This window comes from Cetobacterium somerae, assembly GCF_022430525.1.
GTDB lineage: Bacteria > Fusobacteriota > Fusobacteriia > Fusobacteriales > Fusobacteriaceae > Cetobacterium_A.
Window position 1 is genome coordinate 1211264 of sequence record NZ_CP092519.1, and the last position, 24292, is coordinate 1235555.

At 27.9% G+C, this 24292-nt stretch carries 24 protein-coding genes and 2 riboswitches; of the genes, 12 read left to right on the forward strand and 12 right to left on the reverse strand.

All coding sequences use genetic code 11. The annotated features are described in order from the left end of the window. Window positions 1-9: 9 nt before the first annotated feature. Window positions 10-912 carry a DNA-binding protein WhiA gene (whiA, locus tag MKD34_RS05525; protein WP_240218619.1) on the reverse strand — a complete coding sequence of 301 codons (903 nt, stop codon included), beginning with the start codon at window positions 910-912 and terminating at the stop codon, window positions 10-12. Window positions 913-921: 9 nt separating this feature from the next. Next, a complete protein-coding gene (gene polA / locus MKD34_RS05530) occupies window positions 922-3588 on the reverse strand; it encodes a DNA polymerase I (protein ID WP_240218620.1) in 2667 nt (888 codons plus the stop codon). Window positions 3589-3734: 146 nt separating this feature from the next. On the opposite strand from polA, the gene MKD34_RS05535 reads away from it, so the two are divergent. From MKD34_RS05535 to MKD34_RS05565, 7 genes are all read left to right on the forward strand, one after another. Continuing rightward, the gene (locus MKD34_RS05535) at window positions 3735-4160 is read left to right on the forward strand and encodes a single-stranded DNA-binding protein (RefSeq protein WP_240218621.1); all 426 of its coding nucleotides are present in this window, start codon (window positions 3735-3737) and stop codon (window positions 4158-4160) included. 15 nt (window positions 4161-4175) lie between these two features. Then, a riboswitch (TPP riboswitch) is annotated at window positions 4176-4264 on the forward strand. 89 nt (window positions 4265-4353) lie between these two features. After that, complete coding sequence (gene tenA / locus MKD34_RS05540) at window positions 4354-5007, forward strand: thiaminase II (RefSeq protein ID WP_240218622.1); 654 nt, start codon at window positions 4354-4356, stop codon at window positions 5005-5007. 1 nt (window position 5008) lies between these two features. After that, window positions 5009-5725: an ATP-binding cassette domain-containing protein gene (locus MKD34_RS05545; RefSeq protein WP_240218623.1), complete on the forward strand. Its 717-nt coding sequence runs from the start codon at window positions 5009-5011 to the stop codon at window positions 5723-5725. Beyond that, window positions 5712-6452, forward strand: a complete 741-nt coding sequence (locus tag MKD34_RS05550; protein ID WP_240218624.1) for an ABC transporter permease — start codon at window positions 5712-5714, stop codon at window positions 6450-6452. Before MKD34_RS05545 ends, MKD34_RS05550 begins: the two co-directional genes overlap by 14 nt. After that, entirely contained in the window at window positions 6449-7423 is a 975-nt protein-coding gene (locus tag MKD34_RS05555) for an ABC transporter substrate-binding protein (protein WP_240218625.1), read from the forward strand. The genes MKD34_RS05550 and MKD34_RS05555 overlap by 4 nt, the downstream gene beginning before the upstream one ends. A gap of 50 nt (window positions 7424-7473) precedes the next feature. After that, window positions 7474-8817 (forward strand): MATE family efflux transporter, encoded by a 1344-nt coding sequence (locus MKD34_RS05560; protein WP_023052165.1) that lies wholly within the window; start codon window positions 7474-7476, stop codon window positions 8815-8817. 2 nt (window positions 8818-8819) lie between these two features. Then, the gene (locus MKD34_RS05565; RefSeq protein WP_240218626.1) at window positions 8820-9149 is read left to right on the forward strand and encodes an arsenate reductase family protein; all 330 of its coding nucleotides are present in this window, start codon (window positions 8820-8822) and stop codon (window positions 9147-9149) included. A gap of 45 nt (window positions 9150-9194) precedes the next feature. On the opposite strand, the gene MKD34_RS05570 is transcribed toward MKD34_RS05565, so the two are convergent. Continuing rightward, entirely contained in the window at window positions 9195-10034 is an 840-nt protein-coding gene (locus MKD34_RS05570) for a WYL domain-containing protein (protein ID WP_240218627.1), read from the reverse strand. A gap of 113 nt (window positions 10035-10147) precedes the next feature. Between MKD34_RS05570 and MKD34_RS05575 the strand changes: the two genes are divergently transcribed. The 3 genes from MKD34_RS05575 (at window position 10148) to MKD34_RS05585 (ending at window position 13220) form a co-directional block, all read left to right on the forward strand. Continuing rightward, complete coding sequence (locus MKD34_RS05575; RefSeq protein ID WP_240218628.1) at window positions 10148-10942, forward strand: MurR/RpiR family transcriptional regulator; 795 nt, start codon at window positions 10148-10150, stop codon at window positions 10940-10942. Between the two features lie 127 nt (window positions 10943-11069). After that, the gene (locus MKD34_RS05580; RefSeq protein ID WP_040406447.1) at window positions 11070-12563 is read left to right on the forward strand and encodes a PTS transporter subunit EIIC; all 1494 of its coding nucleotides are present in this window, start codon (window positions 11070-11072) and stop codon (window positions 12561-12563) included. Window positions 12564-12572: 9 nt separating this feature from the next. After that, window positions 12573-13220: an N-acetylmannosamine-6-phosphate 2-epimerase gene (locus tag MKD34_RS05585; RefSeq protein WP_240218629.1), complete on the forward strand. Its 648-nt coding sequence runs from the start codon at window positions 12573-12575 to the stop codon at window positions 13218-13220. 16 nt (window positions 13221-13236) lie between these two features. Here the strand turns inward: MKD34_RS05585 and MKD34_RS05590 are convergent, their stop codons facing one another. The 5 genes from MKD34_RS05590 to MKD34_RS05610 form a co-directional block, all read right to left on the reverse strand. Further along, window positions 13237-14397 (reverse strand): pyridoxal phosphate-dependent aminotransferase, encoded by a 1161-nt coding sequence (locus MKD34_RS05590; protein WP_240218630.1) that lies wholly within the window; start codon window positions 14395-14397, stop codon window positions 13237-13239. Between the two features lie 14 nt (window positions 14398-14411). Then, window positions 14412-15395: an aspartate-semialdehyde dehydrogenase gene (locus MKD34_RS05595; RefSeq protein WP_240218631.1), complete on the reverse strand. Its 984-nt coding sequence runs from the start codon at window positions 15393-15395 to the stop codon at window positions 14412-14414. A gap of 13 nt (window positions 15396-15408) precedes the next feature. Further along, the gene (locus MKD34_RS05600) at window positions 15409-16611 is read right to left on the reverse strand and encodes an aspartate kinase (protein WP_240218632.1); all 1203 of its coding nucleotides are present in this window, start codon (window positions 16609-16611) and stop codon (window positions 15409-15411) included. Between the two features lie 97 nt (window positions 16612-16708). Next, window positions 16709-16882, reverse strand: a riboswitch (Lysine riboswitch). Window positions 16883-16919: 37 nt separating this feature from the next. Beyond that, on the reverse strand, window positions 16920-18122 hold the full coding sequence (locus MKD34_RS05605) for an argininosuccinate synthase (RefSeq protein ID WP_240218633.1): 1203 nt from the start codon (window positions 18120-18122) through the stop codon (window positions 16920-16922). A gap of 10 nt (window positions 18123-18132) precedes the next feature. Continuing rightward, window positions 18133-18846: a basic amino acid ABC transporter substrate-binding protein gene (locus tag MKD34_RS05610; RefSeq protein ID WP_240218634.1), complete on the reverse strand. Its 714-nt coding sequence runs from the start codon at window positions 18844-18846 to the stop codon at window positions 18133-18135. Window positions 18847-19187: 341 nt separating this feature from the next. Here MKD34_RS05610 and MKD34_RS05615 point away from each other — a divergent pair, with 341 nt between their 5' ends. After that, complete coding sequence (locus MKD34_RS05615) at window positions 19188-20306, forward strand: SLC13 family permease (protein WP_240218635.1); 1119 nt, start codon at window positions 19188-19190, stop codon at window positions 20304-20306. A 30-nt stretch (window positions 20307-20336) separates the two neighbouring features. On the opposite strand, the gene MKD34_RS05620 is transcribed toward MKD34_RS05615, so the two are convergent. After that, the gene (locus MKD34_RS05620) at window positions 20337-21314 is read right to left on the reverse strand and encodes an MBL fold metallo-hydrolase (RefSeq protein ID WP_240218636.1); all 978 of its coding nucleotides are present in this window, start codon (window positions 21312-21314) and stop codon (window positions 20337-20339) included. A 116-nt stretch (window positions 21315-21430) separates the two neighbouring features. Here MKD34_RS05620 and MKD34_RS05625 point away from each other — a divergent pair, with 116 nt between their 5' ends. After that, a complete protein-coding gene (locus MKD34_RS05625; protein WP_240218637.1) occupies window positions 21431-21592 on the forward strand; it encodes a hypothetical protein in 162 nt (53 codons plus the stop codon). A 28-nt stretch (window positions 21593-21620) separates the two neighbouring features. Here the strand turns inward: MKD34_RS05625 and MKD34_RS05630 are convergent, their stop codons facing one another. From MKD34_RS05630 to MKD34_RS05640, 3 genes are all read right to left on the reverse strand, one after another. Next, window positions 21621-22556 (reverse strand): NAD(P)/FAD-dependent oxidoreductase, encoded by a 936-nt coding sequence (locus MKD34_RS05630; RefSeq protein WP_240218638.1) that lies wholly within the window; start codon window positions 22554-22556, stop codon window positions 21621-21623. A gap of 119 nt (window positions 22557-22675) precedes the next feature. After that, on the reverse strand, window positions 22676-23647 hold the full coding sequence (locus MKD34_RS05635) for a metallophosphoesterase (RefSeq protein WP_240218639.1): 972 nt from the start codon (window positions 23645-23647) through the stop codon (window positions 22676-22678). A gap of 9 nt (window positions 23648-23656) precedes the next feature. After that, window positions 23657-24217 (reverse strand): manganese efflux pump MntP, encoded by a 561-nt coding sequence (locus MKD34_RS05640; protein ID WP_240218640.1) that lies wholly within the window; start codon window positions 24215-24217, stop codon window positions 23657-23659. Window positions 24218-24292: the final 75 nt, after the last annotated feature.

Here is a 24292-nt window from a genome sequence, read left to right on the forward strand (position 1 = left end):
GTACTCCCCTTATGCTTCCCTTTCTTTTTCTAAAAGTTCATTATGTATTTCTTCTAATCTCCTAAATCTATTTCTAATTCCAGATTTAGATATTCCTATCATCTCTGCTAACTCTTGTAATGAAGCCTCTGGATTTTCTAACCTTAAAAATGCTATCTCTTCCAAAACTGGACTCAATTCATTCAATCCAATTTTATATCCAATATAGTTTATCATTTTTACCTGTTTTCTAGCTGTATCCAAAGTTTTAGTTTCGTTGGCAACTTCCCAGTTCATCTCTCTAATAGTTTTATTTTTTAAATCTTTTATCATGGTTGTCTCTTCATAATTATAAAACTCTTTCATCGAACCAATTAAAACTATTATATCCATAATATCCTCTGCATTTCTCATATACACAAGAGGTTTATTTCTTTTTATTGTTTTATAAACTTTTTTTTCAAGTTTCACTAAAAGATTATATAACTCATCTGCTAATTCATCACTATCAACAAAAAAATCTAAAGCATACTCTTTTTCAGGAGATTTTATATAACCACATCCCAAAAACATCCCTCTTATAAATCCTTTTTCAACCTCTTCACTCACTTCATCTCCATTAGATGAATATTTTTCTAAACTTTCAATAAACTTTTTTATTCCAGGTTGTGATGGAATACTTATTACATAAGTGTTATGCTCTCCAAATTTTTTACTTTTAGAAAATTTTATAAAAATCTTTAAGTTTGTTAACTTTTTTAGCATAAAATAAATTCTTTCAGCTATCTCTTTATTTTCTAATTTCAACTCTATGCTGTTTTGATTAATAGCATGTTTTAATAAGAGTATCGCTCTTATCTCGGCGTATTTTTCATCTTCATTCAAGTCGCAACGATGAAGTATTTCATTTTTAACTTTATAAGTATACGACACAATCTCCTCCTACTTTGTTTCAGCCCAATTCTGTCCTATAGAGCTATTTACTTCTAATTTAACTTTAGAGAATTGAATACTTTCTCTCATTATTTTTTCTATTTTTTCCTTGTATTCTAAAACCTTTTCTTTTTCTACCTCAAATATCAATTCGTCATGAACTTGAAGCAACATATGTATATCTTCTTTATCTTTTAATAAGTCATATAAATTTATCATAACCTTTTTTAAAACTTCAGCAGCAGTTCCTTGAATCACTGTATTCACAGCCATTCTTTCTGCTTGATTTTTTATAACTCTATTTTTCGAGTTGATTCCTTCTATTATTCTTTTTCTCTTAAAATATGTCTCAACATATCCATGTTCTTCAGCATATTCAATTATCTCTTTCTCTAAATGTTTAACTGCTGGATACTGTTCAAAATATCTTGTTATATAATCTGAAGCTTCTTTTGGTGTTATTTTTAATTCTTGAGATAATCCAAAGGCTGTCTTACCATATATTATGCTAAAGTTCACTGTTTTAGCAGCATCTCTTTGCTCTCTTGTCACTAAAGCATCTTCTGATAAGTCAAAGATTTTTCTAGCTGTTAAGCTATGTAAATCTAAATTCTCAGAGTATGCTTCTATTAAATTTGTATCTTGTGATATTTCAGCTAAAACTCTTAATTCTATTTGAGAATAATCTATTCCCAATAAAACAGAGCCATCTTTGGCTATAAATCCTGCTCTTATTTTCATTCCCTCTTCAGTTCTCACTGGAATATTTTGAAGATTTGGGTCTGATGATGATAATCTTCCTGTTGCTGTACCTGTTTGATTAAAAGTTGTATGTAATCTATTATTTTCATCAACCATTTTTGGAAGAGGATCAACATAAGTTGATTTTAATTTACTTAATTTTCTAAACTCTAAAATAGATTTAGCTATTTCATACCCTTGTTCAGCCAATTTTTCTAAAACCTCACTGTCAGTTGAGAATCCTGTTTTAGTTTTTTTCACTGGGGGAATATTTAAATTAATAAATAAAACCTCACCTAATTGTTTAGGTGAATTAATATTAAATTCCCCTTCTGCTTCCTCATATATTTTTTTTGTTAACTCATCTATTCTACTTTCTAATTCTAAGCTATATTTAGAGAAATATTCTGGTGATATTTTTATTCCCTCAATTTCCATATCAGCTAATACTCTAATCAAAGGCATCTCTGTTTCTTTTAAAACATTATATAGATTATTATTTTCCAATTCTTTTACAAGCTCTGGGTAAGCAACAAGCATTCCCCTTGTTCTTTTTGTAAGAAACTTTCCATAATCTTCATCAGATATATCCTCTATTTTTGTTTTTCCAAAAACTTCACTATACTTTTCTACGTCCTCTTCTATAACATTTTTTAACATTACTTCAATCTCTTCTCTAGTTTGAGATGTTAATAAATGATAAGCTAACATTGTATCAAAATCCATATTTTTTACAAAATATCCATGTCTTAAAAAGTTTTTAAACCCATATGATATAAATTTATTATTTGAATTTAAAACTTCCTTAAAATAATTTTTACTTTCTTCATCTTTTAACGGCAAAAAGTAATCTTTATTTTTTAAAGATACTGCCGCACCTTTTTCTCCCCAATAAATAGATATTTCACTATCTGAGTTTAATTTTTCTTTTATTTTAATTCCTTCTAATACAAAAAATCCTTTTTCCTCAAGTATTTCAGGTGCCCCTTGAAAACTAAATAATCCTAGCTGCATTCCATTCTGTGAAACTGGTTGAGCTATTACTTGACTTTGTCCATCCTCTAAATTCATCTTTTTTATTAGAGATTTAAATTCTAATGTTTTAAAGAGTTCTAAAAGTTTTTTATCATCTTTTTTATACTCTAATTCATCTGCCTTTATACCTAAATTTAATAGTTCAATTGTTGCTAGCTCACGACTTATAAAAGCTAACTCCTTATCCTCAATTAGATTATTTACTAAAGATTTTCCTATTCCAGGAAGTTCAGTTAAAAAATCTATATTTTCATAAATTCCTTCTAAATTCCCATATTTCTCTAACATTGGAATAGCTTTTTTAGAACCAATTTTTCTTACTCCTGGAATTCCATCACTTGTATCTCCAATTAATCCAAATAAATCTGGAATCATTTTTGGTTTTACTCCTAGCTGTTCAATAACATCCTCTTCAGTAGATAGTATTTTCAATCCTCCACCATCACCTTTTCCTAAAAGAGCTATGTTCACATGCGAATCTAAAATCTGAGATAAATCTTTATCTCCTGTTATTATATAAGATTCAATACCCTCAGCTCCTAACTCTTTAGCCAAGCTTCCCAATACATCATCTGCCTCATATCCATCTATCTTAAATTTTTTTATTCCAAAACAATCTAAAAGCTCTTCTATTCTAGGTATTTGAGCCACTAAATCTTCTGGCGCAGCATCCCTTTGAGCTTTATATTCCTTATATATTTCACTTCTTTTTAAAGTGGCTCTTTTTACATCAAAAGCAGCCCCTATATAATCAGGATTTAATTGATTTATAATACTCATAAGAGTATTCACAAATCCATATACCGCTCCCGTTGGTTCGTTTTTAGTTCTAAAATTTAAATTTCCATAAAAAGCTCTATACATTATTGCACTCACATCTAATAAAACTGCTTTTTTCATTTTTTCCCCTTTCTATAATTTACATTTTTCATAATATTATACCATATTCAATACCTTAGTTAAAAAAATTATTTTATAAATAAATATTATTTTTTTTATTTTTCTGTTATAATCTCTGTGTATAAACTAAAATGTAGGAGGTATTTATGAATCTAGTTGTATTAATTGGACGTTTAACTAGAGATCCTGAACTTAAATTTGGTCAAAGCGGAAAAGCATACTCAAGATTTAGTTTAGCAGTTGATAGACCTTTTTCTAAAGGAGAAGCTGACTTTATTAACTGTGTTGCTTTTGGAAAAACAGCTGAACTTATCGGTGAATACTTAAGAAAAGGTAGAAAAGTTGCTGTTAACGGTAGACTTCAAATGAATAGATATGAGGTAAACGGAGAAAAAAGAACATCTTATGATGTACTTGTAGAAAGTATGGAATTTGTTGAAGGAAGAGGAGAATCATCTGCACCATCTGATTTTGCTCCAACACCATCTTATTCAGCACCTAAAGTTGCTGAGCAATCTTCTAACGATGACTTTGGTGGATCATCTTTTGATGAAGATGAGTTTCCATTCTAATAATTGAATAATATTTTAAACTACTAGGGGTGCCTTTTGGCTGAGATTTACCCTTAGAACCTGATCTAGTTAATACTAGCGTAGGGAAGTAGTTAATTATCACTTTTATTTTATAATTGTGGATATAAGCTATTTTCCTATTTTTTGGAAGATAGCTTTTTTTATTTATAAAAATTTTAATAGGAGGTTTTTTATGTTTTCAAAAGAATTATATAAAAATGCTAAAGAAATTTGGGATAGTTACTATTCTCATCCATTTGTAAAAGGTATTGGTGAAGGATCTCTAGAAAAAGATAAATTTAAATTTTATATTATTCAGGATTATATTTATCTTCTTGATTATGCAAAACTTTTTGCATTAGGTGTTATTAAAAGTAAAAATGAAAATGATATGAAAAAATTTGCCTCTCTTACAGATGGTATATTAAATTCTGAAATGGGTATACATCGAGTTTATATGAAAAAATTAGGAATTACTGAACAAGATATTATTTTAGAAAAACCAACTCTTGATAATACATCATATACTAGTTATATGCTTTCAGTTGCCCATTGTGGTGATATAAAAGAAATAGCAGTTGCAGCTCTTTCTTGTATGTGGAGTTATGAAATGATTGGACTAAAGTTAAAAGAAATTTACGGTTCTAATGATGACTTCTATGGGGAATGGATTGAATGTTACTCATCTTCTAGATACAAAGAATTAACTAACTGGAACATTGAACTTGTTGAAAAGTATTGTCAAAATATATCTGAAGAAGAAAAAGAACACTTAAAAACTATTTTTATTAATTGTAGTATTTATGAATATAAATTCTGGGATATGTCATATAAGGGGTCTTTTTAAAATGTACATACTTGAAGCAAAAAATCTAACTTTTAAATACGATAATCATAACTATATTTTGGATAATCTTTCTTTTAATATTCAAAAAAATGAACTAATTAGTATTGTGGGGGGAAGTGGTTGCGGAAAATCAACAATCATCAAAATATTGGCTGGAATCGAAAAAGATTTTAATGGTATTGTTCAACTAAAAAGTACATCCTATATGCCTCAATCTGACACTCTACTTCCTTGGAGAACTATTTTAGAGAATATTCTTTTACCTATCGAGATAAAAAAGGGAGATAAAAAAAAGGAAAGTGAAAAAGCTAAATCTCTTTTAAAAAGATTTAATTTATTAGAGTATTCAAATAATTATCCAAAAGAACTTTCAGGAGGAATGAAGCAACGTATTTCACTTATTCGGACACTTATGAGTGATAGTGATCTACTTCTTTTAGATGAGCCTTTTTCCGCTTTAGATGCTATTACGCGGGAAGATTTGCAAAATTGGCTTTTAAATACAGTTTCAATATTAAATAAAAGTATGATTTTTATTACTCATGATATTGATGAAGCAATTTTTCTTTCTCATAGAATTTTTGTTTGTCAAAAAAAGCCACTTTCAAAATTTAAAGAATTTTTTGTACCGAAAAATATAACTCTTGAAGAAAAGTTAAAATTACGAAAAGAAATTCTTTCTATTATTAAGGGAGATGATTTTTATGAAAAAAATTAATTTTTCCCTTCTCTCTTTATTTTCTTTTATTATATTATGGGAGATTGTAGGGAGATATATTAATAAAGGATATATCCTCCCTACTCCTTTAAATATACTAAAAAAAATTTGGATTCTTAAGGAAAGCCTTTTCTTTGTTCACTTACCGGCTACACTTAATATTGCAATTATTTCTTTAATTTTTACTATTTTATTAGGAATATTTTTAGCTATTTCTATGGATTTTAGTCATATAGTATACAGCTGTATTCATCCTTTAATTATAACTAGTCAAACTATTCCTATTACTGCTTTAGCACCTATTTTTATTCTATGGTTTGGCTACTCTATTTGGAGTAAAGTTATAGTTTCTGTAATTATATCTTTTTTTCCGGTTACAATAACTATATATAACGGCTTACAAAATATAGAAAAAGATGAGATTAATTATTTCAAGAGTCTCAACGCAAGTAAATCTCAAATTTTTTTTAAATTAAAACTACCTCGAGCTCTTCCCAGTTTTTTTTCTGCTCTTAAAATGAGCATTCCTCTTGTTTTAATCGGAGCAGCCATTGGTGAGTGGCTAGGTGCTACATCTGGTCTTGGATATTTTAGTAAAAGAATGATGTCTCAATTAGACGGTGCGGGAGTTTTTGCACCAATAGTTATAATCTCTTTACTTGCTATCGGTTTAGTGCAAATTATAAATATATTTGAAAATACAATATTACATTGGAGGAATAAATGAAAAAAATACTTACTATTTTAATAATGATTATTTTATTGGTTAGTTGTAAATCAAAAAAAGAAAATAATTTAAAAGAAGTTTCTATAATTTTAGATTGGTATCCTAATGCTGTTCACTCCTTTCTTTATACCGCTATTGAAAAAGGGTATTTTAAAGATGAAGGAATAAAACTAAATATAATTTATCCATCCTCACCTAGTGACTCTTTAACTTTGCCTGCTGCTAAAAAAGCAGATATAGGAATTTCCTATTTAAATAGTGTTATTATGGCAAGAGCTAATGAGAATGTTCCTATAAAATCATTCGGAGCAATACTTCAGAGATCTGTTAATACAGTTATCTCTTTAAAAGAAAAAAATATAACATCTCCAAAAGATTTTCAAAATAAAATTGCAGGTACTAGCGGTGGAGTTCTTTCAGAAACATATTTAAAATCAATGATGAAATCTCAAAATTTAGATCCTAACTCTTTAAAAATTACTGATGTAGGATTTGAACTTTTAACATCTATGATTACAAATCAAGTTGATTTTACAATTGGAAATATGATTAATCATGAAGTTCCTGTCATTAAAGAAAAGGGTATAGAAATAAACTATTTTTTAATTGACAACTTTGGAATACCTCAAGCATACGAGCTTGTCTTAGTCGCTAACGATGAGCTTTTAAATCAAAATAAAGAAACTTATACAAAAGTTCTAAAAGCTATGCAAAAAGGATTTGAAGATGTTAAGAATAATCCTCATGATTCTTTAAATCTTCTTCTTTCAAAACAAGCTGTTGATCAATTTCCACTAAGTGAAACTGTAGAAAAGGAAAGTTTGGAAATTTTATTACCAATAATGGAAACACCTCAAAATAAATTTTTAACTCAAACTAAGAAAATTTGGGAAAATAATGTTAATTGGTTATATGAAAACGGCATCATTCAAAAAAAACTTCCAGCTGAAAATTTTATATATCAATTTTAAATTTTTTAATATATAATACCCTTTAGAAATAAATTTTTGGAGGGATTATTTTGAAACAAATTCGCTCTCTTTGGAGAGAAAATAGAAGTGAAATTCTATCTATTTTTACGATTGCTTTACCTACTATTGTAGATATGTTTGTACAAACGTTACTTGGTTTTTTTGATTTAATTATGGTTGGACGATTAGGACCGGAAGCTATTGCTTCTGTTGGTTTAGGAACTGCTCCAATTCTAACTGTTATTCCAATATTTTTTGCAATCAGTGTTGGGACTACGGCTATGGTCAGTCGTGCATTTGGAGCTAAAAATTATAATGAAGCTAAAGAGGGGATGAGTCAAAGTTTAATCTTAGGAGTTCCTGCTGCTTTTATTGTTACTTTTATCTTTATTATTTTTGGTAAAAATATTCTTGGAATTATTAGTAAAAATCAACCTATCACAGACGCTTTAAGTTATTTAAAAGTTGTCTCTTTAGGAATTCCTTTTTTATGTTTTAATATTATTTTTTCATATGGATTTAGATCTATTAATAAAGCTAAAATCCCAATGATTAATAATACAATTAGTATTTTTTCTAATATATTACTTAATTATATCTTTATCTTTGTTTTAAATCTTGGAGTTTTTGGTGCTGGAGTAGCTACAACAATATCTAGAGGAATAGTTACTTTAATATTTTCTTTCTTAATAATATATAAAAAAAATTATTGTATTGCATTAAGTAAAAAAGATTTTAAAATAAATAAAGAGATTTGTAGACGACTTTTAAAAGTTGGATTACCTTCTGCTGGAGAACAAGGAATATTCAGAATTGGAATGCTTATTTTTGAAGCTATGGTTATAAACTTAGGAACATTACAATATGCAGCACATAAAATAGCTTTAACTGCAGAGTCATTTTCTTTCAATCTAGGACTAGGATTTTCTGTTGCTGGTACTGCTCTTGTTGGACAGCACTTAGGAGCAAAACAGTATCAAGAAGCGAAAAAAGCTGGCTATTTAAACATGTTTTTAGCTATGGGAGTTATGACTGCATTTGGATTTATTTTTATGATTTTTCCAAAATTTGTAATTTCAATGTTTACAAAGGAACAATCTATAGTTCCTATGGCTAGTTCTGCTCTTAGAATCGTATCTATTGCTCAGCCTATTTTAGCAGTTTCAATGGTTTTAAGTGGCGCTTTAAGAGGAGCTGGAGATACTAAATCTGTTCTTTGGATTACATCTATTGGTATGTTTTTAGTCAGAATTCCACTTACATATCTATTCTTATATGTATTTAACTTTGGTTTAAATGGTGCTTGGATGGTAATGATTGTAGATTTAACATATCGGGGGTTAGCGTGTTTGTATAGATTTAGACAAGGTAAATGGAGGTATATTGAAGTATAATTATGATAATACAAATTTTTGGAAAAAAGAACTGTAACGAAACTAAAAAAGTTCAAAGATTTTTTAAAGAAAGAGGAATTAAAACTCAATTTATTGATTTACTTGAGAAAGCTCCCTCAAAAAAAGAATTTGAAAACTTCTTAAAATACTATGATTTAAATGACTTTTTAGATACTGAAGGAAAAGAGTATAAAAAAAGAAACCTAGAATATATGGTTTATGATACAATGGATCTACTTCTAGAGAGTCCTATTCTTTTTAAAACTCCTATTGTTAGGTCAGATAAAGGTGTTATTTTAGGATACAATCTCGAAAAATTAAAAAATATATAATAAAAAATCCTCATTAAAGAAACTATCTTCAATGAGGATTTTTTATTACTCATATTTAATTAAAGCTTTTCTATATTTCTCTTTAAACCACGTTCTTAACTCTAGCGGTTCTAATATTTCAACTTCATCTAAAAAAAAGCTAAAATATCTCTTTGCTTTTTCATGTGAACATTCCAATATATATTCATCTTTATCAATTTTTATAATTTGTGGTCTGTTTGTTTCTATTTCATTAAATATCTTTTTTCCAGCTGTTGTTAATTTAATCTTAATATACTGTCCAAAGGATATAAAAGGATCAAAATTCTCTTTCATTTTATCTATAAACTCTTTATCCCTTAACTTAAAAGATGTATTTTTTATATAAATTGATTTTATATATTTAATCTTATAGTTTTTCCATTTTGCTTCTCTCAAATTATAACAAAATAGATAATTCATAACCTCTAGCTTAGAACTTTCAATCAAATATGGTTCAACTTCAATATTTTTTTCATCTCGAAAAACTATCTTTATTATTCTTTTCTCTTTTATTGAATAATTTATTCTTTCAACTATGTCTTTAAATAAAAAATATTCTCTCTTTTTCTTTCCTAAACTAGCATATTCAATTAAAATTTCTCTAAAAAACTCCGATTCATTTTGAATATTATTTTCCTCTAAAAAATTATAATACCCTTCTAAATTTTTTTTATTTAAATTAAATTGAATAACAGAAGTTTCTCCTTTATAAGGATAAACAAATTTTTTCTGCTGATTTTCCTTTATTTTTTCTGCATATATATAATTTAATAAAGTATTTTTTTTTATAAAAAATTCTTCAATATCATTTTCTAAAATTTCAACTATTTTTCTAGGTAATGTCACTCTTATTTTTTTTTCCATATTTCACTCCAATGAAATCATTATATAGTCGCTATTATATCATGAAAATAACTATTTTTTTATAAATTTATTTATGATATAGTTATAATATAAATATTCTAGGAGGTTTTACTTTGGATATCGTATATGAAATAAAACAAAAATACAATAGTTTTTCTCAAAAAGAAAAATATGTCGCTGATTATATACTTAAACATAAAGATAATATTGAAAATATATCAATTACCAACCTTTCAAAAGCAACAGGAGCATCTACCTCTACAATAACTAGATTTTCTAAAAAAATTAATTGCGATAGTTTTGTTCAAATGAAAATTAAGTTAAATACAACTTTTAACAACTCTCTTCCTAAAGAAAGTGATCTTTTCTCAGCTGTTCATAATTATTATACGGAGGTAATCGAAAAAACAAACCAATTAATCAATAAAAAACTTATTTTAAAAGTTGTTGAAGAGATAAAAAAAGCTAAAAGAATTTATATATATGGAGTGGGAAGCTCTGGACTTACTGCACATGAATTTATGCAAAGACTTTTAAGAATGGGATTTAACGTTTCTAGTATCACTGATTCTCATATGATGATTATAAATAGTGCTATTGTTTCAGCTGATGACCTTGTTATTGGAATATCTATTTCTGGAGAAACAAAAGAGATTATAGATTCTTTGAGAGTTTCTCAAAAAAATGGTGCCCATACAATTGGAGTTACAAGTTTTCCTAATAGTTCTATTAAAAAATTTTCCAACGATTTAATTTTGATTTGTGCTTCAGATTTTATTCATAAAAGAGATTTTATTAACACTCAATTCTCAACTATGTATCTTTTTGACCTAATCTCTACAATTCTTTTATCCAACAAGGATTTAAGAAAAAAAATGCAATTAACAATTGAAGCAATTTTAAAATAAACAGCTTAAAAGCTGTTTTTTTGTTGTAATTTTAATATTTATGTGATATATTCATACTATAATTAATGAAAATTATTTTCATATATGTATATTTGTATGAAAATAATTTATGCAACAGGAGGTTACTATGTTTAAAAATTTACAAAAAATTGGTAAATCATTTATGCTTCCAATAGCTATTTTACCAGCTGCTGGATTACTTTTAGGAATTGGAGGAGCTCTTTCAAACGCAAACACTGTTAATGCTTATCCTTTCTTAAATATACCAATTCTACAAGGTATTTTACAAGTTATGTCTGCTTCTGGAGAAGTTATTTTTGCTAATCTAGCTCTTATTATGTGTATTGGACTTGCTATTGGATTAGCTAAAAAAGATAAAGGAACAGCTGGTTTAGCTGGTGCTGTAGCTTTTTTAGTTATGAATGCTTCTATTAAAGGATTAATTACAGCATTTAAACCTGAAGTAGGGTCTATCGACACAGGTGTTGTTGGAGCTATTGTTATAGGTTCTTTAGTAGCTTACCTACATAATAAATATAGCAATATTAAACTGCCTGCTGTTCTTGGTTTCTTTGGTGGATCAAGATTTGTTCCTATTGTTTCTTCTTTTGCAGCAATCGGAATTGGTATAATATTTTTCTTAACATGGCCAACATTCCAAGGATGGCTAACATCTGCTGGAAAGTCAATTGCCAGTTTAGGAATTTTTGGAACTTTCCTTTATGGTTTTCTTTTAAGACTAAGTGGAGCTGTTGGATTACATCACATGATTTATCCTTTATTTTGGTATACTGAGCTTGGCGGAACTGCTCAAGTTGCTGGAAAAACTATTGTTGGAGCTCAGAATATTTTCTTTGCTCAATTAGCTGATCCTAATCATACTGGTCTATTTACTGAGGGAACTAGATTTTTTGCTGGACGTTTTGCTACTATGATGTTTGGTCTTCCAGCTGCTTGTTTAGCTATGTACCATTGCACACCTCTAAATAAAAGAAAACTTGTTGGTGGATTATTTTTAGGAGCTGCAATTACATCTTTTATCACAGGAATTACAGAACCTATCGAATTTATGTTTTTATTTGTTGCTCCTTGGTTATATGGAGTTCATGCATTCTTTGATGGTTTATCTTTTCTTGTAGCTGATTTATTAAATATATCTATTGGAAATACATTCTCTGGAGGTTTAATAGACTTTACTCTTTTTGGTGTTCTACAAGGAAACGAAGCGACTAATTGGATGTATGTTTTAATAATTGGAGCGATCTGGTTTGCTCTATATTATTTTTCTTTTGTATTCTTAATTAAACGTTTCAACATTGCAACTCCCGGTAGAGAGGGAGATGATGAAGAGATTAAAATAGTAACTAAAGATTCTCTTTTTGAAACATCTAAAGAAGTTTTAGCTGCTCTTGGTGGAAAAGAAAATATTGATGATGTTGATGCTTGTATAACAAGACTTAGAGTATCTGTTAAAGATGTATCTAAAGTTGATAAAGCTAAATTAAAAAGTCTTGGTGCGACTGGAGTTTTAGAAGTACAAGGTGGAATTCAAGCTATTTTTGGAGCTATGGCTGATCCTATTAAACAAAAAATAAATGAGATTATAGAAAATAACAACTAGGAGGATTTTATGAAAAGAGGTCTTATTGTATCATGTCAAGCACTAGAAACCGAACCTTTACACAGTTCATTTATAATGGGTAGAATGGCTGTTGCTGCTCAAATGGGAGGAGCTGTTGGAATTAGAGCAAATGGAGTAGAGGATATTCTTGAAATAAAAAAAGTAGTTGATTTACCAATCATTGGTATCATAAAAAAAGATTATGAGAATATGGTTTCTTACATTACTCCCACTGAAAAAGAGTTAGAAGCACTTATTGCTACTAATATTGATGTCATTGCTCTTGACGCTACTATAAATGCTGATTTAAATCTTTTAAAGTCTTTAAAAGTTAAATATCCTAACCAAAAATTTATGGCTGATATCTCTACTACTGAAGAGGGAGTTCGTGCAGAAGAATTAGGTTTTGATTATATTGGAACAACTTTAGTTGGATATACTGAGCAGTCTAAAGGCTTAAATAACTTTGATGTTCTTAAAGAATTAATATCAAAATGTAAAACTCCTATAATTGCTGAGGGAAATTTTGATACTCCAGAAAAGTCAAAATTAGCAATGGAATTAGGATCTTATGCCGTTGTCGTTGGTGGAGCTATCACTAGACCTCAACTTATAACTAAAAAATTTGCTGATGAAGTAAATAAAGTTAAATTTTAATAAAAAAAGATAGAGTTTATTCTCTATCTTTTTTATTTACAAAATTAATAAATCTATCTATTGCTTCATTTAAAATTTCTTCATCTTTTACTAAAGAAATTCTTATATAATTATCCATTCCAAAGGCTATTCCAGGAACAACTGCAACTCTTTCCTCTTCTAAAAGACTCTTAGCGAAATCTAAAGAGTTTAGTTTTGTAATTCCATCTAAGGATACAAATATATAGATTGCTCCTTTTGGTTTTATAACAGATATTTGTTTTTCTTTTAACTTTTTATATACACTTTCAGCTCTTTTCTTATAAATTTCAACTTGTGAAGATATATCTTTACACTCTTTTAAAGCTATTAATGCTCCTTTTTGAGAAATTATACTCGCTGATGTTACTGCATATTGATGTACTTTTACCAAATACTCTCTCATTTTTTTACTTGCGATTATATATCCTATTCTCCAACCAGTTAAAGAATGTGATTTTGAAAAACCATTAATCAAAATAACATTTTCTCTATACCCATCTTGTAAAAAACTATTATGTTCACCCTCAAATATAATTTCACTATAAACCTCATCGCTTATTATATACAAATGATTCTCTTTAACAAATTTTAATATCTCATCTCTATTTTCTCTAGATATAGTTATACCTGATGGATTTGATGGATAATTTAAGATAATAGCTTTCGTCTGAGGAGTTACATAATTCTTTAAAACATCAACAGTTAATTCAAAATTATCTCTTGATGTATCCATTTTTATTAACTTAGCTCCAGCTAATGTTATTAATGGCTCATACCCAGGATAAACAGGTAAAGGAGTTAGAACCTCGTCTCCTGGCATAATTATAGTCTTTATTGCTGTTGATAATCCTTCTGTACTACCGACAGTTATAATTATTTCATCTGGTTCTATATTTAAACTATATCTTTCTTTATAATATCTTCCAATCTCTTCTCTTAATTCAATCATACCACCTAACTGCGGATAACCTAATTTAGCATCTTTCATGTACCCAATAGTTTCATCTATTATTATTTTAGGTTGTGGTAAATCTGGTTCTCCTATTGTTAGATTAATCAGTGGTTTTTCACCCCCTTCATATTCTTTACAAACTTCTGCTATCTTTCTTATAACAGATATCTCAATTTTATCTAAATTTGGATTTACTTTTAGCATATTTTCTCCTCTAGTTATTTTTTCATTAAAATTTCTGCAATTTGCACTGCATTTGTTGCTGCTCCTTTTCTAATATTATCAGCTACAACCCATAAATTTAATCCTTTTTCTATGCTAAAATCTTTTCTTAAACGCCCCACATAAACTTCATCTGTTTCATTAGCTTCAGTAGCTAAAGGGTATCTATTATTTTTCACATCATCTTCAAGCACAATGCCTTTTGTTTCTCTAAATTTTACTTTTAGCTCTTCTAGATTCGCTTCTCTTTCTAACTCAACATTTATTGATATAGAATGTCCATTTAAAACTGGTACTCTAACACATGTTGCAGTTATTGGAAGATTTTTTTTATTTAAAATTTTACGAGTTTCATTTATCATTTTTTCTTCCTCTTTAGTATACCCATTCTCTAAAAAAGAATCTATATGAGGTAAACAATTATTAACTATCGGATGAGGATATGTTTTTGGTTCTTCTCCTTTTAATCCTCTTTGTAAATCCTCTATTCCTTTTATTCCACTTCCCGATACAGCTTGATATGTTGAATAAACAACTCTTTTTATACCATATAGCTCATCTATTATTTTTAATGGAACAACTGATTGAATCGTTGAACAATTCGGGTTAGCTATTATACCATTATTTTTAAATATATCCTCTGGATTTACTTCTGGTACAACTAGTGGAACATTTTCGTCCATTCTCCAAGCACTACTATTGTCAACCACTATTACACCTTTTTCACTTGCAATTGGAGCAAATTTCTTACTAATATCTCCTCCAGCTGAAAATAGTGCTATGTCTATCTCTCTATCAAAACTATTTTCTGTAAGCTCCTCTATCACTAAAGTTTTTCCTTTAAAAACAACCTCTTTTCCAGCTGAACGAGCCGAAGCAAAAAGATATAAATTTTTTATTGGCAAATCTCTCTCCTCTAAAACTTTTAAAAAAGTTCCACCTACCAATCCGCTTGCTCCTACTATTGCTATATTATACATTTTAGTCCCTCCATTATATTGAAAATACTTCTGCTAATTTTTCTACTACTTTTATTGTATCAGATTCTTTTATAATTAACGAGATTGAAATTTCTGATGTAGTACATTGATAAAATGATGAATCAATCTCTGCTAATACTTCAAAAACTTTTGCTGCTACGCCAAAATTACTTATCATTCCTATTCCTACTAAAGATATTTTTACAACTCCTGTTCTTTTTGTAACCTCTATATCTGGAATCTCCTTAGCAATCTCCTCTAATGATCTATTTAAAAAGTGCTCATCTGTCAAAGGACAAGTAAATCCTATACTTCCCTTAACGTTTTCAACTTCATTTTGTGATATCATATCAACATTAACACTATGCTTAGCTAAATTATTAAAAATGATTGCTACATTTTTAGGAATTGCTAAAAAGTTTTCTAAATTTACCATTATAACATTTTTATTTATAGATATTCCTGTTACAGCCTTTTTTTCAATTATTTCACTATTATCACATATATATGTTCCTGTTTCAACTCCTAAAGTTTGTCCAACGTAAATCTTAACACCATACTTTTTCCCTATTTCAACTGCTCTAGTTTCCATTACTCCTGCACCTAAATTTGCCATCTCCATCATCTCCTCGTATGAAATTTTTTCAAGTTTTTTAGCATTTTTATAAACTCTAGGGTCTACACCATATATTCCTGTAACATCTGTATATATCTCACAATCACACTTTAATGCTGCAGCTAAGGCAACAGCACTCGTATCAGATCCACCTCTTCCTAATGTTGTTATGTCGCCATCTTCATTTACCCCTTGAAATCCAGCAACAATTACAATTTTTCCATCTTTTAAATGTTTTTCTATTCTATCAATTTTTATACTTTCGATTTTATTTTTAGTATGTGTTCCACCTGTTCTTATTCCTGCTTGAGCACCAGTTAAAGAGATAGCCTTACGTCCAATTTCTTTTAATGCCATACTTAAAAGAGAGATTGATTTTTGCTCTCCTGTTGATAATAATGAATCAAGTTCTCTTACATCTGGAGTTTCTGAAATCTCTTTAGCTAACTTTATCAACTCATCTGTTGTTTTTCCCATAGCTGAAACTACAATTACAATTTCATCACCATATTTATAGTTTTTAGATATATCTTTAGCTATATCTTTTATTTTTTCTATTGTTGCAACTGAGCTTCCTCCAAATTTTTTTACTACTCTCATTAGTTCCTCCTTAGATGATTTTAATAATAAAAAAAGCGATAGTCAAAAAAATAACCATCGCTTAAAACTCTCATTTCAACTATGTTAGCTTAAAATAATCCACGATAGCACAACACCAATTTGGTGACAGTTACATAAATATTCTTTATGTACCCAGCTTAAATTTTTAGTAGAAAAACTTAAACTTCGGCAAATTTTCCTTTTAACAAACATCTTTGATCTACTAATCTCAGTTTATTTACTAATAAAATTTGCAACCTCTATCAAAATATTAATTTAAGGCAGAATATCACATTTTTTTTCAAATGTCAAAAGTTTTTTCTTAAAAGTGCTTCTATTTTAATCGGTAATCCAAAAAGATTTATAAATCCTTCTGCATCTTTTTGATTATAAACACTATCTTTTTCAAAAGTTGAATACTCCTCTGAATATAATGTAAATGGAGATGTCGTTCCTGCTAAAATAATATTTCCTTTATATAATTTTAGCTTTACTTCTCCCGTCACGAACTCTTGAGTTATGTCTACAAAAGCTGTTATAGCTTTTCTTAAAGTTGTAAACCATTGCCCATTATAGACTAATTTTGAAAAATCATGTGATAGTTTTATTTTTTCTTGATACGTATCCTTATCTAAGCATAATCTTTCTAACTCTTCATGAGCAAAAAATAAAATCGTTCCTCCTGGAGTTTCATAAACTCCTCTTGATTTCATTCCAACCAATCTATTTTCAACCATATCTAAAACACCAATGCCATGATTTCCACCAATTTTATTTAATTGTTTTATAATTTCTACTCCACTCATTTTTTCTCCATTTATCGCAACAGGAACTCCTTTTACAAATTCAATATTTATATACTCAGATTTTTCATTTGCTTCTTCTAGAGTCTTAACCCATTGTAAAACATTCTCATAGTTAGGCTCTTTCGAAGGACATTCTAAGTCAAACCCCTCATGACTTACATGGAATAAATTCTCATCTCTACTATAAGGAGATTTTTTATGAAACGGAAGTGTAATTCCATTTTTTTCTAGGTATTCAATCTCTTCCTCTCTTGATTTTATATCCCAAATTCTCCAAGGAGCTATTATTTTCAAAGATGGATCCAAAGCTTTTATAGCTAATTCAAATCTTACTTGATCATTCCCCTTACCCGTTGCTCCATGAGCTATATATTTCGCCCCTTCTATATGAGCCACCTCAACTAAAGCTTTTCCAATAACTGGTCTTGCCATTGATGTTCCTAATAAATATTTATTTTCATAAATAGCACCTGCTTTTAGTGTTGGAAATATATATTCTTCTACAAATTCATGAACTTTATCTACCAAATAAAATTTACTTGCACCTGTTAAATATGCTTTTTCTTCAATTGCTTTAAAATCCTCTATTTGTCCTACGTTTACTGCCACTGCAATGACATCATAATCATAATTCTCCTTCAGCCACGGAATTATAACTGATGTATCTAATCCTCCTGAATATGCTAAAATAACCTTTTCCTTCATCTCTCTCCTCCTAATTAAAATGTTTTATTATTAATTCATCATAAATACCCTCTGCTTTTATCTCTTCCAAAGCTTTATTTACTTTTTTAATAAGGTTTTCATTATTTTTTTCTGCTGCTATTGCATATTTTTCAACTTCACTACCTATTTCTATTATTTTTAAACCTTTATTTTTTGCCACATAACTTTGGGCTGGAGCTGAATCTAATATCATTGCATCAATATTACCACCTTTTAAAGCCATAATAGAAGATGGTGCTGAATTGTACTGAACTTTGTTAACTCCTTGAATTTTAGATACTATTAAGTCCCCTGTGTATCCAAGTACCACTCCTACTTTTTTATTTTTTAATGAATCCATATTGATTATAGTACCTTCATTTTCTGGAACTATAATAACTTGATTAGCTACAAAGTAATCATTTGAAAAATTTACAAACTTCTCTCTTTCTTTTGTTACTGTCATTCCTGCAATTATTAAATCTATTTTATTTGTTTGAAGTGCTGGCAATAATCCATCAAAAGCTATATTCTTTATTTTTATCTCTTTTCCAATTTTTTCACCAATTTTATTTATTAAATCAATATCAAACCCTACAATCTCCCCATTTTCCATATACTCAAAAGGTGCAAACTCTGCATTTGTTCCAACATATAAGACTTCTTTTGATAATACAATTGCTCCCATTAAAATAAATAATAAAGTTCCTAATATTTTTTTCATAATACCCTCCTAAATATTTTTTTGTATAAAAAAAGCCAGTGCTTTAAAACACTGGCTCAAATAACATAAATTTATAGAATAATAAAAAAATTAAACTATAATAAAATACCTTAGATTGCTTTCTTGGCACACAAAAATTCTATTCTTTTTGTTATAGTTATTGTGTGTCCTTAAAACTCTTCTCATAGTCATTTTATTCCCTCCTATTTTTTTATTTGAAATGATAATAGCAAATTTAATCCCTTATTGTCAAACTTTTTTTCAAATTTTATAAAATAAATTGCTGAATTTTTTTAAAAATACTATAATAATACTAAAATAAAAGAAAATAGAGGTATTTTATGAACTTAAACAAATTGTTACTCATTAATCTTTTTAGTAAATTAAAATCAGAATCTCTTTTTTTAATAGCAACTTTTTTTGCTATTATTACAAGTTTTATTATTCTTCCTAAGTTTTCATATATTGATACACATGTATTAATGATTCTTTTTAACCTAATGGTTGTCGTAGAACTTTATAAAAAAGAAAATGTTTTAGATTTTATAGCTATTAACTTTTTGAAAAAATATAATAGTCAAAGAATTATATGTGCTGCATTAATTATTTTAGTTTTTTTCTTTAGTATGTTTTTAACTAATGATGTTGCTCTTATAACTTTTATTCCATTAACTATTATAATTGGAAAGAAATCTAATTTTTCAACTTTAAAAATAGTTATTTTAGAAACTATTGCAGCCAACTTAGGAAGTGCACTAACTCCTATGGGGAGTCCTCAAAACATCTATTTATATTCTAAATTTGCTCCAGCTCCAATTGAATTTTTTAAAATTACTTTTGGTATATCTACCGTTGGTCTTATTATTTTATTACTTATTAATTTTTTTACTCCTAAAGATGAGTTAATTTTTGAACTTGAAACTCCTATATTCAAAAAAAATATTAATGTTTTTGTTTCAACAGCTATATTTGTCTGGGTTTTATTAAGTATATTTTTTAAACTTCCAATTATTTTTATCACAATTTTTAATATTGGGTATTTAACTTATAAAAAAGAAAATATTTTTCAAAAAATAGATTGGATTCTTTTAGCTACTTTTATTAGCTTTTTCATTTTTGTTGGAAACTTATCAAATATTGAATTAATAAGATCCTGGATGTTTAATTTATTATCTGAATCAACACAGGTTTATTTCACAGGAATTATTCTAAGTCAATTTATAAGTAATGTTCCTGCTGCAATTTTAATATCTGAATTTACAACTAAATGGCAACCTCTTTTACTTGGAGTTAATATCGGTGGTCTTGGAACTTTGATCGCTTCTTTAGCTAGTTTAATTTCATATAAACTTTATATTAGTGAGTTTCCAGAAGAAAAAAGAAAGTTTTTCATTCTTTTTTCTATTTTAAATTTTTCTATTTTAATTCTTATGGGAAGTCTATTTACATTCTTTATTTAAATAAAAAAACTAGCTTTAAGGCTAGTTTTTTTAAAATTCTAATGATTCTCCTTGAGTTGGAAAATAATATTTTACACCATGTATATTATTATTTAATAGTTCTTTTTTTATATTCTCTCTCGTGTTCTCACTCTTTTTTAAACTAGGTTTTATATGAGTTATAACCACATTTAATCCTTTTAACGTTCCCTTACCTGAATATTTTTCTAAAACCTTAAACTCTTCATTTATCCATCTTGGTGATAGGTGACCAAATAGTCCTTTATCATCTTTAGAGTTATCAAAAGATGATTCTATCATTATTACTTTCAATTTTTTATCTTTTATCAAAGGTCCTAATACTTTGAAACTTTCTTCTAATCCATTACTATTTTCCACTTTATCTGGTCCAACGTCTCCATAATATGCCATGTATTCCCCATTATTTTCCAATAAAAACATTGTTGATTCATAATTACTATGACTTAATGGAAACGCAGTAACATTTAAATTTGTATCATTTAGATTTTTAATTTTATTCGGTTCTAATACCTGATATTTATACTGATTTAATTTAAATCCCTCACCTTCATTTGAAAAATTTGGCCAAAGTTTCCAATTAAATACATTGTTTTTTAAAGTTTCAATTGTACTATTCAATCCATAAATATCCTTTGTAGTATCTTCTGTTGATGATATTACTAATCCTGATATATGATCTAAATGTCCATGAGATATCAGATATCCTTTTATTTTCTCTCTAAAAATATATCCAATATCACTCCACTCTGTATCTTGAGGTATAGTTATATTCTTAAAACTCTCTTTTTCTAATCCACTTTTTATTCCAGGAAGTACTGTTCCTGCATCTAAAGCTATAAAATTTTCCTCATTTTTATCTCTTATAAGATATCCAGAAATATTTCCATCCATTACTCCACCATCACTTCCCAAAGTAATAATTTGAAACCCTTCAGCATAAGACACTAATGATGAAATAAAAAAAATTGTTGATAATAATTTTTTCACTAAATCCCTCCAAAATATTATTAATAAAAATATTATAAATTTATTTTAACATTATTAAAGGAAATTTAAAACCTAATAAGAAGAATAAATTAAAGAAAATTGAAGAGGTGATTTTTATGTCAAAATGTTGTAACAAGCCTAAAGTTGAACTTCCTAAAACATGTGTATGCTCTACTCAAAAAAAAGAGACTCCACCTGCTCCAGATATATTAGATCCAAATATTGAAGCTGAAGCAAGTGAAGTTAGAGGCGAAGAAGATCAAGAGAAAAATGATTAAAAAAGAGGACACTCGTCCTCTTTTTCATTTATACTGTCTTCAAATAATTAGCTGCATTTATTCCTGCTATTGTTCCATCTGAAACAGCTGTTGCAACTTGTCTTATATCTTTACAACATATATCTCCTGCTGCAAATACTCCATCTATATTTGTTTTCATTTGAGAATTTACTTTTATAAATCCATTTTCTAATTCTAATTTATTATATTTTTCTGTATTTGGAGTTGCACCAGCATAAATAAATACTCCTGCTCCACCACATTTTATCTCTTTTACTTCTTTTGTCTTCTCATCAGTAATCTCTAAACTTTCAATTTTATCTTTACCTTTTATTTTTGTTAATCTTGAATGTAAATATAACTTTACATTTTCTAGTTTTTCTAATTTATTTTTAAATTCAGCTATTGTTCCTAATGAATCTTCAAAATGAATAATTGACAACTCTTTTGCAAATTGAGCTAAATAAATAGCTTCCTTTATAGCTCCATCTGCGCCTCCAACTACAAATATATCTTTTCCTGCATATTCTTTTCCTTCTTTCCAAGGATTTGAACAAACACCCTTTCCTTTTAATTCATTTTCTCCTAAAACTCCTAATTTTCTTGGTGTTGTTCCATTTGCAAGAATAATTGTTTTACCTAAATAAATATTTCCAGACTTTGTTGACACTTTTTTTAACAAATTATCTAAATCTATTTCTGTAACATCTTCTTTTAATACCTCTATATTATAAACTTTTAATTGACTTTCTAATTTATTTTTAAAAGAATCTCCTGTTTCACAATTATCCACAGATAAGTAGTGCGTCACTGAAGAAACTTTTCCTACTGTTCCACCAATTTCATCTTTTTCTAAAATTACAGGTTTATATCCACGACTTGCAATATATACTGCAGCACTTACTCCAGCGGGTCCTCCACCAATTATAATTGCATCATAGAAATTTTTTGTTTCATTTGTCATTTTCAACACTTCCTTTTAATCTCTTTTGTAAAAATATCTTTCTTAAGTTATTTATATCACATTTTGAATCATGAGTCAACTTTTTTAAAAAAATTTGTATGGTTAAAAAAACCATACATTTAATAATATAAATCGATAATATTTATTTCGCTAGTACTGTTTACTCTGTATGGTATTAACCACGAGCTAAATCCTGCACTTACTATTGTATGAGTTATCCCAAATACTTTATATCCGTGATAATTTTTATACATCTTTTTCACTATTAAGTTATAAGGAAAAAATTGTCCTCTATGAGTATGTCCACAAAGCTCTAAGTCAATTTTATTTGTAATTGCCTCATTTATTGAATTTGGATTGTGATCCAATACAATTGTTGGTAAATCTGTATCTATCCTTTTTCTCAAATATGCTATCTTTTTTCTTTTTTTATTTGTTATATCATCTCTTCCAATAATATTTATTCCTTCAATTTTTAAAACACTATCCCTCAAAATTTTTATTCCTAGATTTTCAATATATTTTATATTTTCCTCTATTCCTCCGTGATATTCATGATTTCCTAAAATCGCGTACATTCCGTACTTAGGCTCAATCTCTCTAAAACTAGCTGTAAAATCTGCTTTTATATCTTTACAACTAAAATCAACTAAATCTCCTCCGATTAATAATATATCCGGTTCTTCCTCATTCATTCTTTTTAATGAGTTTTCTATATTCTCTTTATTAGTTAGAGCTGATAGATGTACATCTGATATAAATGCTATTCTCAATTTTTTACCATTTTTATATCTTTCCAATCTTATCTCACTTTTTATTACTTTTGCCATTGAAAAATTATAGTACGCATATATAAAAAATATTGGAAGTACTATAAATGCTATAGTTACTATATTTAATTTGCTTAATCGATAAAAGTAGTTTACTACACCTAAAATTACTAATAAAAAAAATATATAATGAGCTATAAAAATATAGTTTCCTAAAAATCTACCTAAAAAAATATTTCTCCTAAAAAAAGTTCTTCTAATATAAAAAATTGGTAAAATTGCCAATAAAAATATAAAGTTTATTAAAAACAATTGTTCCATAATTTCTCCTTATAGAAAATGACTAATAAAAGCTTTAAGTCCCATTAAAACTAATATTCCTCCTCCTAGATACTCTGTTTTATAACTTATTAAATGCCCTACTTTATGCCCTAGATAAACACCTAAAGAGGCTATCAAGAAAGTTATTACTCCTATTATTTCTATAGAGTAATATATATTTAAATTTGGAACTAATGAAAAGGAAAAGCCAACAGCTAAAGCATCTATACTTGTTGCAAATCCTAATAAGAGTAAGTTTGAAGCCATATCACACTTTCCTTCTTCTTCACACTCTTGCTCTTTCCAACCATCAAAAATCATTTTTCCACCAACAAATAATAATAATATTGTTGTTATTATATAATCATATTGTGATATTTTTTCTGCAAAAACACCACCTATCCTCCACCCTATATACGGCATTAAAGCCTGAAATCCTCCAAATACAAGTGCAATTTTAAAAATATTTCTTTTTCTTAACTTTTTCATTGCTAATCCTTCAGTTAGAGATACAGCAAAGGCATCCATAGCTAATCCTATAGAAATTAATACAAGTGATAATATATCCATCATTTCCTCCAATAAATTTTTTCAATTTTTATATTATACATTTTCTTTTGATTTTTCTCAATTTATTTAATAAAA